At 41.7% G+C, this 15554-nt stretch carries 16 protein-coding genes; 11 read left to right on the top strand and 5 right to left on the bottom strand.

Annotated features, from left to right (window positions below; translation table 11 throughout):
- Positions 1-133 precede the first annotated feature (133 nt).
- Entirely contained in the window at positions 134-1234 is a 1101-nt protein-coding gene (locus FC093_RS08860) for a FecR family protein (RefSeq protein ID WP_137261407.1), read from the bottom strand.
- A 163-nt stretch (positions 1235-1397) separates the two neighbouring features.
- Positions 1398-2009, bottom strand: a complete 612-nt coding sequence (locus FC093_RS08855; protein ID WP_137261406.1) for an RNA polymerase sigma factor — start codon at positions 2007-2009, stop codon at positions 1398-1400.
- Between the two features lie 723 nt (positions 2010-2732).
- On the opposite strand from FC093_RS08855, the gene FC093_RS08850 reads away from it, so the two are divergent.
- Together FC093_RS08850 and hisS are read left to right on the top strand one after the other, a co-directional pair.
- The gene (locus tag FC093_RS08850) at positions 2733-3203 is read left to right on the top strand and encodes a low molecular weight protein-tyrosine-phosphatase (protein ID WP_240743246.1); all 471 of its coding nucleotides are present in this window, start codon (positions 2733-2735) and stop codon (positions 3201-3203) included.
- Between the two features lie 6 nt (positions 3204-3209).
- Positions 3210-4577: a histidine--tRNA ligase gene (gene hisS / locus FC093_RS08845; protein ID WP_137261405.1), complete on the top strand. Its 1368-nt coding sequence runs from the start codon at positions 3210-3212 to the stop codon at positions 4575-4577.
- A gap of 274 nt (positions 4578-4851) precedes the next feature.
- On the opposite strand, the gene FC093_RS08840 is transcribed toward hisS, so the two are convergent.
- Positions 4852-5544, bottom strand: coding sequence for a Crp/Fnr family transcriptional regulator (locus FC093_RS08840; RefSeq protein ID WP_137261404.1), 693 nt, complete (start codon positions 5542-5544; stop codon positions 4852-4854).
- 147 nt (positions 5545-5691) lie between these two features.
- Between FC093_RS08840 and FC093_RS08835 the strand changes: the two genes are divergently transcribed.
- The 8 genes from FC093_RS08835 to dinB all read left to right on the top strand — a co-directional run bounded on the left by FC093_RS08835 (position 5692) and on the right by dinB (position 11385).
- A complete protein-coding gene (locus FC093_RS08835; RefSeq protein ID WP_137261403.1) occupies positions 5692-7590 on the top strand; it encodes a chloride channel protein in 1899 nt (632 codons plus the stop codon).
- 43 nt (positions 7591-7633) lie between these two features.
- Positions 7634-8062, top strand: a complete 429-nt coding sequence (locus FC093_RS08830; protein ID WP_137261402.1) for a hypothetical protein — start codon at positions 7634-7636, stop codon at positions 8060-8062.
- A 62-nt stretch (positions 8063-8124) separates the two neighbouring features.
- On the top strand, positions 8125-8559 hold the full coding sequence (locus tag FC093_RS08825; protein WP_137261401.1) for a hypothetical protein: 435 nt from the start codon (positions 8125-8127) through the stop codon (positions 8557-8559).
- 156 nt (positions 8560-8715) lie between these two features.
- Positions 8716-9213: a hypothetical protein gene (locus FC093_RS08820; protein ID WP_137261400.1), complete on the top strand. Its 498-nt coding sequence runs from the start codon at positions 8716-8718 to the stop codon at positions 9211-9213.
- A 35-nt stretch (positions 9214-9248) separates the two neighbouring features.
- The gene (locus tag FC093_RS24380) at positions 9249-9485 is read left to right on the top strand and encodes a chemotaxis protein CheB (protein ID WP_170971032.1); all 237 of its coding nucleotides are present in this window, start codon (positions 9249-9251) and stop codon (positions 9483-9485) included.
- Positions 9482-9604 carry a hypothetical protein gene (locus FC093_RS24375; RefSeq protein WP_262711020.1) on the top strand — a complete coding sequence of 41 codons (123 nt, stop codon included), beginning with the start codon at positions 9482-9484 and terminating at the stop codon, positions 9602-9604. The genes FC093_RS24380 and FC093_RS24375 overlap by 4 nt, the downstream gene beginning before the upstream one ends.
- 21 nt (positions 9605-9625) lie before the next feature.
- Positions 9626-9802 (top strand): chemotaxis protein CheB, encoded by a 177-nt coding sequence (locus tag FC093_RS24370; protein WP_137261398.1) that lies wholly within the window; start codon positions 9626-9628, stop codon positions 9800-9802.
- Between the two features lie 428 nt (positions 9803-10230).
- Positions 10231-11385, top strand: a complete 1155-nt coding sequence (gene dinB, locus FC093_RS08800) for a DNA polymerase IV (protein WP_137261397.1) — start codon at positions 10231-10233, stop codon at positions 11383-11385.
- 105 nt (positions 11386-11490) lie between these two features.
- Here dinB and FC093_RS08795 read toward each other — a convergent pair whose 3' ends face one another.
- Both FC093_RS08795 and FC093_RS08790 read right to left on the bottom strand, forming a co-directional pair.
- Positions 11491-12030 (bottom strand): DUF1794 domain-containing protein, encoded by a 540-nt coding sequence (locus FC093_RS08795; RefSeq protein ID WP_137261396.1) that lies wholly within the window; start codon positions 12028-12030, stop codon positions 11491-11493.
- Positions 12031-12132: 102 nt separating this feature from the next.
- On the bottom strand, positions 12133-14145 hold the full coding sequence (locus FC093_RS08790) for a BamA/TamA family outer membrane protein (RefSeq protein WP_240743245.1): 2013 nt from the start codon (positions 14143-14145) through the stop codon (positions 12133-12135).
- Between the two features lie 222 nt (positions 14146-14367).
- On the opposite strand from FC093_RS08790, the gene mqnE reads away from it, so the two are divergent.
- Positions 14368-15552: an aminofutalosine synthase MqnE gene (mqnE, locus tag FC093_RS08785; protein WP_137261395.1), complete on the top strand. Its 1185-nt coding sequence runs from the start codon at positions 14368-14370 to the stop codon at positions 15550-15552.
- Positions 15553-15554: the final 2 nt, after the last annotated feature.

Raw genomic sequence — 15554 nt, 5'->3', positions numbered from 1 at the left:
CATTGCGGGAACTTTTACGAAGCCGGTATTGTTCGCAGCAATAACGGCTTCTCTTTTTATAGTATTTATATGTATGTATGGTATAACAGCATAAGCAATAGTTTGAGTTTTTGAATATTATTAAAATTTGTTGTCAGCATCCGGCAGCATGAATGATCACCTGGCCATCAATCACCTCGTACCAGCCGCCGATAGCAGTGCATATCATATTCAGTTTTGTATAAAGTGCTTCACCACTTAGATCGGCTGTGAGCGTACAGTTTTTTAGCAGGTCGGCATCATAGGTAATCGGAATGCCATAAGCTCTTCTTAGATCCTTCAGCACTTTAACCAATGGCGTTTCTTCATAAACCATCATTTTTGGTGTTATATCCGTGGTAATTATAACAGGCTTATCCAGCAATTCTTTATCAAACTTTTGTTGCTCCCTGTTATAGGTAAGTTGTTGATTGGGTGTTATGATGATACCATCCAGCTTGTTAGCTATTTTTGTTTTATTGCCTGATGTTCCAAACTGCGAATACACACTTACTTTTCCTGTTCGTACAATTACTTTAATATCTTTTTCTTTATCAAAAGAACTGATGCTAAAACTGGTACCTAATACTTTGGTGATGATTTCGTTTGCAAATACACGGAATGGATGCAAGCCATCTTTCGTTACTTCAAAAAATGCTTCACCGGATAAATACACATCACGCGTGTCTGTATTATCAAAACCATTTTTGTAACTGATTCGGCTATCGGGAGAAAGTATTACAATACTGCCGTCCGGCAACGTAACTGTTAACTTTTTGTCAGAAGTATTTACCTGTTCTATCAGATGTTGATGGCTTACCGCATTGTGATAACTGAATTGCTCAACATTTTTTCTATTGGTATAATATATCCCTGTTATTCCAATGCCAGCCAATATTATAAAGCAAGCTGCTGCTACATATCTCCATTGGCGAATGAAAGAAACTGCAATTGGCTTTTCTGTTGCATGAATAGTGTCTAACAACTTTTCTACTTCTTCATTTATCTCGTGGTTACTGATCTTTTCAGGTTTTATGCTGATGGATTGTACAATATGCCGGGCTTCTGCTATAATTAACTGCTTATTTGGATATTGTTTAAGCCAATTGCGCCAGAAGGCTTGATCTTCGGCAGTTGGTGCATACACCCACCGCATAAAATCTTCATCGAGAATAAAATCAGTTACCTCATATAAATGGAAATTTTTAATGTTCATAGTCTTGCTATATCAATAAGTTCCCGGTTATTGAAAAATCTACTGGTGAAATGGAAAAAATTTTTTTGAAAAATAAAAAAGGAGGAATAAGCAGTTGCCCACAAAGATACCGAGTGCACAAAGAAGAATCCTTTGTGTGCTCCGCGCTTTTGTGGGAAAAGTATTAAAACAGGTGTATCATAAAACTACCAAAGCTTACAACAGAAGTAATTAATTCCTGTTGCCAGAATTTTCTTAATTTCTGCAGGCTTTCATGAAGCAAATTATATACGGATTGGCGGTTGATATTCATCAGCGCTGCAATTTGTTCATGATCGAGCTGATGATAAAACTTCAGATAAACAATTTCTTTCTGCCGGGCAGGAAGCTGCGAAAGTATTTCCAGGAGACGAGCTGCGTTTTCTGCGGAAATCTGTTTTTCAATCAGCATATATTCTGTTGAAAATTCTACTTTAAAATCATATTCATCCAAAGAACCGGAGTTGATGGTTTTGGCATTTTTACCGATAGCTTTAACTATTTTATTTTTAACAGCCCGCAGCAGATAATATTTTGGAGAAGAGATAGCAGTTGCTGAATCACGCCTTTGCCACAAACTAATAAAAACTTCCTGAATGCAATCTTTAACTAATTGCTCATCTTGTGAAAACCTGCAGGCATAATTGTAAATAGGCACATAGAATAACTTCATCAAAGCGCCCAAGGCTTTTTCATCACCGTCTTGTAATCGCTGAAGCAGTACATCTTCATTAGCAGTGTAATCGTGTATAATCATACGGTTATATTCCAATTAGTTTTTCAAGCAATCTTTCTGTACAAAATTCAATTTTTTAATTCATGATAGCAGGTATGTAAAATTGATAACAAAAAAATCTTTTTCTCTGTTAAACAATTTGCCCATATTACAAATGCCTATTAACAAAATACTTTTATACCAACTATCTTTTTAGTTTTTTAAATCAATACTTTACTTAATGGCGCTCCATCAGCAATGATTGCTTTTTAAAAAATGTCCCATCGCCAAAACATGTCTGCACAATACTTTTTATAATATTAGCCAGGTAAGATAGCGGTAAATTTATTATTCTTCTGTGCTATAAAAGCAAGCAACCGTTTGCGCAGTTTGCAAGAAAGATCACCACCATAAAAAGAGAAAATAAAAATAAGGTTTGCCTTTTTTACAAAATTAAAAACTAAATAAACCTTGCAGTATGAATGAAAAGATAGTGAAGCGTATCAAAAATATTGTTCAGGAGTTAATATCAAAGCAATTGTTCTGCAAAACAACAGTAGCTCTTATTTGTTTCAAAAATCTTATAAACGTTTTGTTGAGTTTGAGCTTTATCATATTTGCAAAAGACAGGTAGAAAGTGAGAAAGAACGCATAAAAGTAATAAACCTCCATGCTTTTTTATTTAAAGCAATGCTTAAAGCGTTAACATTCTTCGTCCTGAAAATCTCCCTTTATCTCCCCAAATCTCCGGTTATCTTTGCATGCATGAAAGTGTTAATGGTTTGCCTTGGCAATATCTGCCGCAGCCCGCTGGCAGAAGGCATTTTAAAATATAAAGCAAAAAACGCAGGACTGAACTGGATAGTAGAAAGTGCGGGTACCGGCGGCTATCACACCGGCGAGCCGCCGCATCGTTTATCGCAAAAAGTAGCAAAGCTGAATGGTGTTGATATCTGCGACCAACGTGCGCGCCTGTATAAAAGAAATTTCATACAGGAGTATGATAAAATTTATGTAATGGATTCGGAAAATTACAATGAGATAAAACGCATCAGCGGCAACCTCTGGGATCCGTCTAAAGTAGATTTATTGCTTAACGAATTGTATCCCGGTGAAAACCGCAACGTGCAAGACCCGTGGTATGGCGCCGAGCCGGGCTACCACGAAGTGTATCACCTGATAGATAAAGCCTGCGACAACATTATACAAAAATACGGCACAAAAGAAACTGTTTAAACATTTATGAAACCTTCTATACCGCAGGGCATGCGCGACTTTGGCGCTGCTACTGTACGCAAGCGTCATTTTATCTTTGCCACCATTCGCAATATATTTGAGAACTATGGCTTTCAGCCGCTGGAAACGCCTGCTATGGAAACCCTGGAGACACTTATGGGTAAATACGGCGAAGAAGGTGATAAACTAATTTTTAAGGTATTAAATAATGGTTTGAACGACCCGAAAAATACAGCAAAAGCAACTGCTGCATTTGAAAATATTTTGCACGGCAAAAATGATAGACATCTCACGGAGCGTGCCTTGCGTTACGACCTCACTATTCCGTTTGCACGCTATGTAGCCATGAATTACGGACAGTTATCTTTTCCTTTTAAGCGTTATCAAATTCAGCCGGTGTGGCGTGCCGATCGCCCGCAAAGAGGTCGCTACCGCGAATTTTACCAATGCGATGCTGATGTAGTTGGAAGCTATTCGTTGCTGAATGAAGTAGAACTGGCTGCCTTGTATGCTGATGTTTTTAAAAGACTGAGCATTGAGGTAGAAATCAAAATCAACAACCGCAAGATTCTTGCTGCGCTGGCAGAGATATGCGGTGGCAGCGATAGTTTGGTTGACATCACAGTGGCAATTGATAAGCTGGATAAGATAGGATTGACTAAAGTAAAAGAAGAATTGAGCGAAAGAGGGTTAAACATGGAGCAGGTAGGTATTATTGAGCAGTATTTATCTATCGCCGGCAGCAACGAAGAAAAAATAGCCCAGGTTAAAGCATTGCTCGGTAATAACGAATGGGGCAAAAAAGGCATCGAAGAATTAGAATATATGATCAACTTTCTTCCGCCATCTGTCAACGAACAACTTATTACTGACTTCACGCTTGCACGCGGACTTAACTATTACACAGGAACCATCTTTGAAGTAAAAGCGAAAGGTGTACAAATGGGTAGCATTGGTGGTGGCGGACGCTATGACGATTTAACTGGTTTGTTTGGTGTGCCCAACCTGCCTGGTGTAGGTATTTCTTTTGGGGTGGATAGAATATATGATGTAATGGAAGAATTACAGCTTTTTCCGGCTGATATTGCCACCGGTACGCGTGTGCTGTTTTTTAATTTAGGTGAAGCGGAAAGCAAAGTTGCTTTTGCATTAATGCAGCAGTTACGCAGCAATAATATTCCGGCTGAGTTATACGCGGAAACAGCCAAATTCGATAAGCAATTTAAATACGCCGAAAAGAAGAATATTCCTTTTGTAGTGATTATTGGCAGTAAAGAAATGGAGGCAAAAACCTGTGTTATTAAATCCTTGCAAACCGGCGTTCAGCAAACTATTCCGCAGGAAGAATTAACTGACTTTAAGTTTACTGTTTAAAGTATTTCAACAACACTTTTCATTTTTCGCCGCTGTTGATGTTCTTCACCAACAGAAAACGCCTTTACCGGTGATAAAAAAACTGGCTAAGGCGTTAAAGCATTTCAAATAGCTTTCCATTTATATAAACCATAAACAATTGCTGCCGTTGCGCGTGTCTTCCCGCGCACAAGGGTTTTATAGCATTTTCAATCAAGTAGTACTGTCTGTTCTTAGTTCAAAAGCCCGTAACTCGCAGCCTAAAGCGCAGAGTTTCTCTCCGAAACCTATCATCTCACACTGCCGCTGCCGTATAAGCCTGCAATTGTAGCTCATTGAGAATTTTAATATTCTTTTCCTGTACGGCTATAATTTTATCATTCACCAGTTCATTCATAATCCTGAAAATGCTTTCGTAGCTGGCACCGGCAAAAGATGCAAGGTCTTGCCGGCTGATGATGATGTTAATATTCCCATCTTCGTCCAATCCAAACTGATTTTTAAGCATCAGTAAGCTATCTGCAATACGCCCTTTCATATCCATGTGCACCAGGTTGCTCATGCGGTGTTCGGCAGCCTGCAACTCACTTGCATAAAATAGCATTAGCTTAAAAGTGAGTTGAGGATTGATGTTGAGCGTAGAAAGGAAGAAGTCGGTTTCTACAAAACAAATAATAGTTGGCTCCAGCGCCGTAGCAGAAACCGGATAGGTAGCATTGCTGCCAAACCCGCGATGTCCAACAATATCACCATTCGTTGCAAACCGTATAATTAATTCTTTCTCTTGTCCCCAATGTTTATGCACTTTTACTTTTCCTTTATACAAAAAATAGATGCCTTCTATCGGCTGTCCCTCTTTAAAAATGAGTTCGCCTTTTCTGAAATGCAGGTTTTTCTTATGAATAGCCATCAACTGCAGCCAATCGGGCATACAACCCTGGCACATAAAGCAGCTTTGCACATCACAACTGGTCTTTGTTTTATTCATAATAAATTAGCACAAGATATTTTATAGCTCAAATTAAGTTAAAAAATATGCTATGTGGAATAGGTTTTGTGATAAATAAACTAAATTTAACTGTAAATATATTCTATATAGAATACCTTTGCAGCCCAAAATATATTTTCTATCTACATGAGTACGCGAGCAAAAACATCCGCCATCCCGGTATCCCCTTCTTTAAACAGCACCTTTGATAATACCGACAATACTTTACCCGAAAAACCGCACCTTTCGGGCAGGGTGTTTTTTTTGAGCTTGCAGGCAGTAGTAAATGCTATCATTATAGGCGTAATTGCTAAAGTATTGGTTTTACTCATCCAGCTTATCACCAATATTGCTTTTTACAAGCAGTTTTCTTTTGAACCTTCCTCGCCTGCCGGCAACCATTGGGGCTGGATGGTGATCTTTGTGCCCATTATCGGTAGCATTATCGTAGGTATTATGGCACGTTTTGGCTCTGCAGCCATCAGAGGACATGGCATACCCGAGGCAATGGAGAATATTATTACAAACGAAAGTAAAATAGCACCGATTATTACCTTTTTAAAGCCCATATCTGCGGCCATTTCCATTGGTACCGGCGGTCCGTTTGGCGCCGAAGGTCCAATTATAGCTACTGGTGGAGCGCTGGGTTCGGTAGCCGGACAGGTTATGCGCATTTCTGCCAGTGAGCGGAAAATTATGCTGGCTGCTGGTGCCTGTGCAGGTATGGCTGCTATTTTTGGCAGTCCGGTAGCAGCCGTAATGTTAGCTATCGAGTTGTTATTGTTTGAGTTTTCGCCACGCTCTATTATACCCGTAGCGCTCTCCTGTGCGGCTGGCGCAGCCATGCACTTAATCTTTTTTGGCAACGAGCCGGTGTTTAGTATGCCCGAAATACCGGTACCCGGCAATGCTGCACTGGCAACTTACGTGCTGATGGGTGCTGTGGTGGGGGTAGTAGCTTCCTGGGTGTCCAAATCGGTATATTGGGTAGAAGACATGTTTGAAAAATTACCTGTCCACTGGATGTGGTGGCCTGCAATTGGTGCCATAGCCGTTGGTGTGATCGGTTATTTTGCACCTCATACGATGGGTGTGGGCTACGATAACATTACCAGCCTGCTTACCGGCAAGCTGCCTGTAGCCATGTTATTATCGCTTTGCCTGCTTAAATATTTATCGTGGGTTATATCCCTCGGCAGTGGCACTTCCGGCGGTACGCTGGCGCCTTTGTTTACTATCGGCGGAGGTCTGGGTGCGTTGCTGGGCTTGGGTGTGCTCTACGTTTTACCTGGTACACACATCAATATTGCTACCGCCGCACTCATTGGTATGGCAGCCATGTTTGCCGGCGCATCACGGGCTATACTCACCAGCATCATATTTGCCTTTGAAACCACGGCCCAGCCACACGGACTTTTACCACTTTTAGGGGCATGTACCGCCGCTTATTTTGTGTCGTTCTTTATGCTGAAAGGCAGCATTATGACTGAAAAAATTCTGAGACGCGGTGTGCGAGCTCCTGATGCTTTTACACCTGATGTTTTACAAAATATAAATGTGGGCGATGTTATGGAGGATGAACCGGTAATAATAAGTGCCGATAATAGCATTGATGAACTGCGTACGTGGAGTAAAGAAAATATAGACAAAAGCAGCAATAAATTCTTTGTGGTGGCTGATGAAGAGGAAAACTTTAATGGCTATGTACAAAGAGAAAAACTATTCGACGAAACAATTGACGAAAATGCCTCTGTAAAGGATGTAATGACAGCCTACAATCCGGTGGTATTAGAAGATCAGCCGGTAAGTGATGCAAGCGAAATAATGGGGCGCACTGGTATGGATGTGATTGCCGTGCTGAGTAAAGAGGAAAAGAACAAAATTGCCGGTGTCATTACCGCACCGGACATCCTGAAGGCATATAGTGATATGCACAGAAAAGACAATTATTATCATACCTCTATTTCGCTGCCAAGGCGAACGATGCGCCTGATAGTAAGGGGACGCACGCTGATGCAGCAGCGAAGGAAAGAGGCAGATGCATAATATTATTTAAACAAAAAAATTCAATTAAAAAAATATACAATTTATGAACCACGATTATCCACAGACAAGACTTTCCAAAACTTTATTGACAGGTGTATTTGCCGGTATTATTGCAACACTCATTAATCTTGCGTACGACTTCTTTTACCGTGACTTTGCTGAGTTTTATCCTTCCGATTTTATCAATGTTTCTTCTATCATTTTTGCTACCATGCTGTTATTTACAATAGCAGGTATTATTTACTTTTTCCTCAATAAGCTTACGAAGTATGGCAACATTGTGTACATCGTTATTTTTCTCATACTCACTATTTTTTGCTTTTATGGCAGCCTGCACGTAATGCGCTCCAGCAATGCTATGGAGAACCAGGAATTCAGGGGACTGCTGCTGGGTACAGTAGCGGTAACGGGTTTACTGCTTACCTTTTTTATTCCCTATCTCACCACACACGATACATTGTACAACGATTAATCCTATCGTTTACAATGTGCATAGAAAATGATTTGTACCATTTGTATTAAAGACGTTTTACTATGAATTACATGGCGATGCTTACCAACGACGAAAAAGAGCAATTATATAAACTGCCGGCATACATTTCGTTGCTGGCTGCCAACCACGACGGCGGTATGGATGAAACGGAACGAAAAGCCGCTGTTAAGTTGTCGCATATTAAAACGTATAAATGTAATCCGATACTCGCCGCTTTTTATAATAAATCCGACGAAGTATTTGAGCAAAATATAGCAGAACTGGATAACGCCTTGCCGAAAGGTAAGGCAGCACGCGAACAAGCCATTAAGCAGGAAATAGCCAGGATAAATGATATTATTGCCAGGTTGGGACCCGAATATGCAACGGCTATGCGTCACGGTATGCAAACCTTCACCAACTATGTTGCCAAAGCGCATAACAGCGTATTTGAATATTTTCTTTTTCCAATGCCCATCAAAGGCATTACTGAATAATATCAGCCTTTGTCTCGAAAAAGCTTTTAATTAAACAACAGCCCTGCATTTTACGGGCTGTTTTGCATAATAACTTCTTATTAGTTAATCTAAGTACATGTATTTCAGGTGCTGGCATGAAATTAGAAGACTGAGCGGTATAAATTTTTGGTATTAATGAAACTATTTTCGTCTCTCCTGCTGCTGCTCGTTGTTATAACCGTAGGTTGCAGCCGCAAAACAACTGCTGCAAGTAAAACTACAACTACTACCCCTACCACCACAACGACAACTACGACAAACGAGCCGGTAAAGCCCTTGCTGGATTCAGCAGAAGCAGCGGAAGGAACGACGACAGCCCCTGCAGCACCGGCAGCCGTTGCAAAACCTATGATTATTGTAGATGCGCGGGGCAACTTTGCAGTAAAAGAAGAAGATCTGCCACCTGACGCGTCCAAATCCATCTTAAACAATTCCAATGCCCGCGCCTATACACCCGCCGAACTTAAAACTCTCTCCTATCGTTATGGGCAAATACCACCGCGCATTTTATATGTGCCCACTGCACTACAAAAAAAGAATAGCCGCGGCACTTATTATGTATTTATGAAAAAGTACTGGTACTGGCAAAAGTCCAACGGCTATTTTTATTTGGATGAGCATTATTATAAGTAGCTGAATAGAGGACCATTATTCTGCAATTCTTACTGGTGTGCCTCGGAGCATCTGCCGGCGGTGTACAGGCACTCAAGGACTTTTTTGGGCATGTGCCTGCCAACAGTGGTATTGCTTATGTAGTAATCCTGCATCTCTCGCCCGACTACGACAGCCAGCTTACGGCTGAGCTGCAGGCAGTATGCGCACTGGCAGTATCGAAAGCAACGGAGAAAGTACAGGTAGAACCTGACTATGCATATATGGTGCCGCCCAACGGCAGCCTAAAATGACGGGCCGGAACATTGCCGTAGAGCAAATTCATACTGTTGAGGAACGCCGTGCGCCGATAGATATCTTTCGTACGCTGGCAGATACGACCGGGCCACGAGCCGTGGCAGTAGTACTATAGGGTACCGGCGCTGATGGCTCGATGGACTTAAAGCGCGTAAAGGAAAACGGCGGCGTTGTATTTGTGCAAAACCCGCGCGAAGCCGAGTATTCCGATATGCCGCGCAATGCTATTGCTACCGAGTTGGTAGATGAGATATTGAACGCAGTCGAAATTCCTAATAAAATAATTACCTATAAAGACCACATGGTACCGTAGAAATTCCCATTACGCAGGAAGAACTCGAGGAAAAACAACAGGCTGCGCTATGCGAAATTTTTACACAACTCCGCATACGCACCGGCCACGATTTTACCAGTTATAAAAGAGCCACCATATTGCGCGGTATATAACGCAGGGCAAACACATTAAAAGGAGTTATTCACATCAGGCAAATAGTGGCTGGGATAAAGATTATCTCTTAAAAGTGCTCAATACCTCTAACCAGTTTTAATGCGTTTGCCCTGATCAACATATAGGCACTTAAAATTTATCCTTTTTATTTAACTATCTTTCCCTGCCAGCCCTTTACCAGTTATCATTTCCCTTACGCTCTCAATATTAGTGCTACCGGTTTTTATTTTCTTTTACTATCGGCAAAATCAGTTATTTTACTATTCGTTTTATCAGTTATCATTCAATCACATATGCCGCAACGCTATATTGCCCATTTCGATTTAGACTCTTTTTTTGTAAGTGTAGAAGTGCTGCAAAACCCTGCATTGAAAGACAAGCCGGTGATAGTAGGTGGCAGCCGCGAAAGAGGCGTTGTTGCTGCAGCCAGCTATGCAGTGCGTAAGTTTGGGGTGCATAGTGCCATGCCTATGGCAAAAGCGTTACAGCTTTGTCCCAACGCCATAGTAGTAAAAGGAACACGCGGTGCATACAGCCATTACTCCAGACTGGTCACTGACATCATTGCTGCCAAGGCACCGCTTTTTCAAAAGGCCTCTATTGATGAGTTTTATATTGACCTCACCGGGATGGACAAGTTTTTTGATGTGTATCAATGGACTATCGCCCTCCGTCAGGAAATTATTGATACAACCAAACTACCTATTTCGTTTGGTCTTGCCAGTAATAAACTGGTGGCAAAAATTGCAACGGACGAAGCCAAACCGAACGGTTACTTATTTATTCAGCCTGGCATGGAAAAGGTGTTTTTGGGTCAACTTGCGGTAAACAAAATTCCTGGTGTTGGTAAGCAAACGTTTGCTGCATTAAAGGCATTAAATATTCACTATATCAAAGACATCCTCAACTATTCGCCCGAAGCACTGGAAGAACAGTTGGGTAAATGGGGTGCCGAGCTTTGGCAAAAAGCCAACGGACAGCACGATGGCGAAGTAATCAACGAACACGAAGCAAAATCCATCTCTACCGAAAACACTTTTCATGAGTTTAGTGCCGATATTAATTTTTTGCTGAGCGAACTCGTTCGTATGACCGAAAAAGTGGCACATGAGCTGCGCCAAGATGAAAAGCTTGCAGGTTGCATTGCCGTAAAAATCCGTTATCCCGATTTTGAAACCACTTCGCGACAGGCAAGTATTGATTATACGTTTAAAGATGATGAATTTATTGAAGCTGCCAGACAATTATTTCACCAGTTGTATCGCAGGGGGCAACCGGTACGGCTGCTTGGCGTGCGCTTAAGCGATTTAACTTCGCATGCTATGCAGGGTAGTTTGTTTGAAGACTTTGATAAGAAGGCTAATTTATATAAAGCCATCGATGCTGTGAAAAACAAGTACGGTAACCCGGCCTTGCAAAAGGGAAGAGCAATTAGAAAGGGAAAGTAGTTTTACGCTCACCGCAGAGAATACAAGTGAATAGTGTTTATGCAGAGGATACTTATTCTATCCGCATAAACGCAGCGTTCCTAAATCCTCAGCGTTAAAATAAGATTACCGCTTTTTATTCAGTGTCATATTAATAAATAAACCCCAGGTTTGTTTATCTTTTGAGTATTCGCCGGTTTCTACCCATTGTCCGTTTTCATTCAGGTTGGCTTTGTAGCGCATGTAACCACCATTTTCGTTAGATATAAATTCAAACGAATTTTCACCCACTTTAAAGTTGGCTTCATCATAGCTGTCGCCGGGGTTGCGCCAGGTACGCCAGCGGTATTGTTTGTCTTTTACATTATACGAAATAACGCCAAAAGAACTATACACCTGTGTCATCTTATTGGTAGCCGAATCTAAAGCCGTTCCACGGGCAGACACCGTAAAGATGGTGTTATTGAGCATAGGTGTAATAATCTCCTGCACGTAGGTTATCTGCTTGCTATCATTTACATTTACTTCACTGGTACCGCTCCATCTGCCAACCAGCCATCGTAGCTGTTGCATGGCAGCCTGTTGCGATTGTGCCTTCGTTTCCTGGGCAAACGAAGCAGTTACAAAAACAATTAAGCCAAGCAGCAATAAAGCCCCCTTTTTCATATAAAAAATAGTATTTGTTTGTATGAAGCAAAATAAGTGCTACAAACATATTGCGAATAGCGCATTTGCCACCTAAATATGTTTGAATGATAGTAAAGCTCTTTAAAATACACTGTTACTATAGTCTGCATTTAACTGTATAATGTCGGGTGGACGCACATAATTGGTGTTGTATCTAAACCGGAGATTGATACTCCCTGTTATCTTAAATTGATTCAATCCATCAATACGGCGCGGAAAATAAATAAAGCGAAATTCCATGGTGCCAAACACCAGGTTTTCATTCCTGGTGCGTACACCGCCGCCAATACCACTGTAAAAATTGGTCTTCGCCAGCGATTTATTTTCGGGGGTCAGCCACGACAAATCGGCAAAGGCAAACGGTGAAAACTGAAAACCAAAGGCGCGGTAATTCATAAATACAAAGGTCTCGGTATGCAGGCTCAGGCGGCGGTCGCCAAGTATAGAATCATTTTTAAAATAGCGTAGGCCAAAAGGATTATTAATCTTTAGTTCATCGAGCGATACCCGGTTGAACTGCCTTGTGTAACTAAGCCTAAAGTATTGGCGCAGCTTGAGTTTATCCGTTACATACAACCTGCTGAAAAAGGAAGTGCCCAACAGCAAGCCGGCATCTTCCATTCTACCTTTATTCCAAAAGCCACCTACCCGTGCAAAATACTGTACAAAATCGCCACTGCCATTGATGCGGTAAAAGTTGGCATCTACCCCATTATAAAACCTTGACAAATTAAGTTGCTTGTACCAACCAGTAGTAACGGCTACATTATAACCCGTAGGAATATCCTCGGTAGTACCAAAACCATAGATATAATTGGTTTTATAAAAGTTTTGTTTAAAAAAAGTAAACTGCGTTAAAATGCCGGTTTTATCGTTGTACCACTGGTTAAAACTATCGCCAATCTGGTAAGGCAATTGCGTAAAATTGTTGTTGAAAAAACGGATGCTTACAAATTTCCGGTCACGCATGTTGTTATCTCCCATCAGCTTTTTTACCCCCAGATTGTAACCTATCCAGCCATCCACAATGTTGTAGCGGTATTTGTAAAAAAAGCTATCGGGTTGCAGGTAATCATTGCTCGACTGGTTGGCACCCAGCGTAAGTCCGCCTGCAAAGCGCGCGTAAGCCGACATCAGCGGGCGATTAAAGCTCAACAGGGCAGCATGCTCGTTTTTGTAATTCCTGCTCAGGTTCTGGTTCATCTGGCTATAGGTAAGCGTGGCATCAATAAAAGAATGATTGATACTGTTGATGCCATACAACACTGCCGCAGCCATATCCGGGTCGCGCGCTTTCTCGTACAGCCCGGTCACTTCCAGTTTCTGCCCCGTGCCAAAGAGGTTTTCATCACCTGCTTTCAGTCTTATTTTGCTCGAAGTAAAACTGCCAATAGAACCATTTATACTAAATAAATCTTTGGTTACCACCACCAGGTCAATAGAATCGGTGCCAGGCAGGTCTTTTACCAATATACGCGCATCCTGTATATAATCCAGCGAGCGCAGGTAACGTTCGTTTTCTGCCAGCAAATACACATTCAATGGCGTGTTTTCCTGTATAAACAGGTTATTGCGAATTTGCCAGGTGCGGGTATCTCGATGCAGGTGATTAAGTATGCGCGTTCCAAAATACGTACTGCGCTTGGCAGTATCGGTAAAGGTTTTTTCAAACCCATACTTCTGAATATCAATATGCCGGATAATTTTTCCTTTATAGGGCAAATAAGGCACTTCGGCTTTGGTAACCAGCTTAGGCATGATGGGTGAATAAGCCGTATCGGGGTGTTTTTTACTTATCAGGTGCAGGAGCGCCTGAAAAATATTGCGCTTTTTTTTGGCAATTGCTGTGTCCTGTTCAGCTTTCGTACTATCCGCGGTGTTGTATTGCTGTATGCTATCCTTAGCAGGCGCCTGCTGGGCAGTACCCGCATGGCAGCAACAAAGCAAAAAGTATAAGAAAATTGAGGATATTAAAAAACGTTGCCGGCGTATAGATTTAGTGCCACAACCGCTTGCAACAACCAAACGCAAACGATTAAGCACCGTTGCAGCTGCAAAACCCTTAAGTAAATGTCTGTTGAGTTGTTGTAACATTCAGCAAATAAATAAAATGAATTTGTTTTTGCGGCAGATTTATAAAAGCAGGCATGCTATTCAATTTTAGTTCCAAACCATTTATTCTTCAGCGTGTGGGGATGCTAAAGCAGAAAGCGGTAGTAACCTTTACATTTGATTAAACGAAAATGGCAACTTTTTGTTATTTGTAGCAAACCAAAAAATTCATTAATAAATTTGCAGCTAATTAAATGAAGTGTGATGATATATACCGAAAGGACATCCGTACTGCAACGATTAATAGATACAGAAAGAGACAAGGAATTACAGCAGATAGCAGAAAAAGTGGTGCAAAAGCAGCGTATTGGTTTTAATGAAGGCGTATTATTGTTTGAAAAAGCAACACTGCCTTTTGTGGGCGCTTTAGCGAATTTTGTGCGCGAAGAAAGGCATGGCAATAAAACCTATTTCAACCGCAATTTTCATATAGAGCCAACCAATGTATGCGTGTTTTCGTGTGCGTTTTGCTCGTACAGCCGCCTGTATGCGCACCGTGAAGAAGGCTGGGAACTAAGTATACCGCAGATGATGGATATTGTAAAGAGCTACGATGGCAAGCCCATTACCGAAGTGCATATCGTTGGCGGCGTGCATCCTAAACTCAACCTGCGTTTCTTTATGGATTTGATGCAACAGATAAAAGCGCATCGCCCGGAATTACACATTAAAGGTTATACAGCGGTAGAGTTGGATTATATGTTTCGCAAGGCAAAAGTGAGCATAACCGAAGGCATGCGCCTGTTGCACGAGGCGGGTTTGGATTCGATGCCGGGCGGCGGCGCTGAGATCTTTCACCCCGAAATAAGAGAACAGATTTGCGCCGATAAAGTAGATGCCGAGGGCTGGCTGGCTATTCATCGGGCCGCGCACGAACTGGGTATGCACACCAATGCAACTATGTTGTACGGACATATAGAAAAGCCCTACCATCGCATAGACCACATGGAACGATTGCGGCAATTACAGGATGAAACCGGCGGCTTCAATACCTTTATTCCACTCAAGTTTCGCAACCGCAATAATGATATGAGCAATGTGCCGGAATCGACCATTACAGAAGACATGAAGCTGTATGCGATTGCACGGCTGTACATGGATAACTTTCCACACCTGAAAGCTTACTGGCCCATGCTGGGCAGGCAAAATGCGCAGCTTTCATTATCCTTTGGCGTAAATGATTTGGATGGCACCATCGACGATACTACCAAAATTTATTCGATGGCGGGTAGCGAAGAGCAATCGCCGTCACTCTCTACCACACAGTTGGTAACGCTGATAAAACAAGCAGGCAGAGAGCCGGTGGAAAGAGATACACTGTACAACGAAATATATAACTATAAAGATGCCGATATAGCAGCAATGGAAGCCAATCCGCTGTATAATTAAGC

The organism is Ilyomonas limi (assembly GCF_005233845.1).
GTDB classification, from domain to species: domain Bacteria; phylum Bacteroidota; class Bacteroidia; order Chitinophagales; family Chitinophagaceae; genus Ilyomonas; species Ilyomonas limi.
The sequence above is the reverse complement of the archived record's forward strand: the minus strand, read 5'-3'. Positions and strand labels throughout refer to the sequence as shown.

Excerpts from the sequence above, each read along its gene's own strand:
- FC093_RS08860 (WP_137261407.1), bottom strand. The coding sequence starts at position 1,234 with ATGAACATTAAAAATTTCCATTTATATGAGGTAACTGATTTTATTCTC.
- FC093_RS08855 (WP_137261406.1), bottom strand. The coding sequence starts at position 2,009 with ATGATTATACACGATTACACTGCTAATGAAGATGTACTGCTTCAGCGA.
- FC093_RS08850 (WP_240743246.1), top strand. The coding sequence starts at position 2,733 with ATGAAAGTGTTAATGGTTTGCCTTGGCAATATCTGCCGCAGCCCGCTG.
- hisS (WP_137261405.1), top strand. The coding sequence starts at position 3,210 with ATGAAACCTTCTATACCGCAGGGCATGCGCGACTTTGGCGCTGCTACT.
- FC093_RS08840 (WP_137261404.1), bottom strand. The coding sequence starts at position 5,544 with ATGAATAAAACAAAGACCAGTTGTGATGTGCAAAGCTGCTTTATGTGC.
- FC093_RS08835 (WP_137261403.1), top strand. The coding sequence starts at position 5,692 with ATGAGTACGCGAGCAAAAACATCCGCCATCCCGGTATCCCCTTCTTTA.
- FC093_RS08830 (WP_137261402.1), top strand. The coding sequence starts at position 7,634 with ATGAACCACGATTATCCACAGACAAGACTTTCCAAAACTTTATTGACA.
- FC093_RS08825 (WP_137261401.1), top strand. The coding sequence starts at position 8,125 with ATGAATTACATGGCGATGCTTACCAACGACGAAAAAGAGCAATTATAT.
- FC093_RS08820 (WP_137261400.1), top strand. The coding sequence starts at position 8,716 with ATGAAACTATTTTCGTCTCTCCTGCTGCTGCTCGTTGTTATAACCGTA.
- FC093_RS24375 (WP_262711020.1), top strand. The coding sequence starts at position 9,482 with ATGACGGGCCGGAACATTGCCGTAGAGCAAATTCATACTGTTGAGGAA.
- FC093_RS24370 (WP_137261398.1), top strand. The coding sequence starts at position 9,626 with ATGGACTTAAAGCGCGTAAAGGAAAACGGCGGCGTTGTATTTGTGCAA.
- dinB (WP_137261397.1), top strand. The coding sequence starts at position 10,231 with ATGCCGCAACGCTATATTGCCCATTTCGATTTAGACTCTTTTTTTGTA.
- FC093_RS08795 (WP_137261396.1), bottom strand. The coding sequence starts at position 12,030 with ATGAAAAAGGGGGCTTTATTGCTGCTTGGCTTAATTGTTTTTGTAACT.
- FC093_RS08790 (WP_240743245.1), bottom strand. The coding sequence starts at position 14,145 with ATGTTACAACAACTCAACAGACATTTACTTAAGGGTTTTGCAGCTGCA.
- mqnE (WP_137261395.1), top strand. The coding sequence starts at position 14,368 with ATGATATATACCGAAAGGACATCCGTACTGCAACGATTAATAGATACA.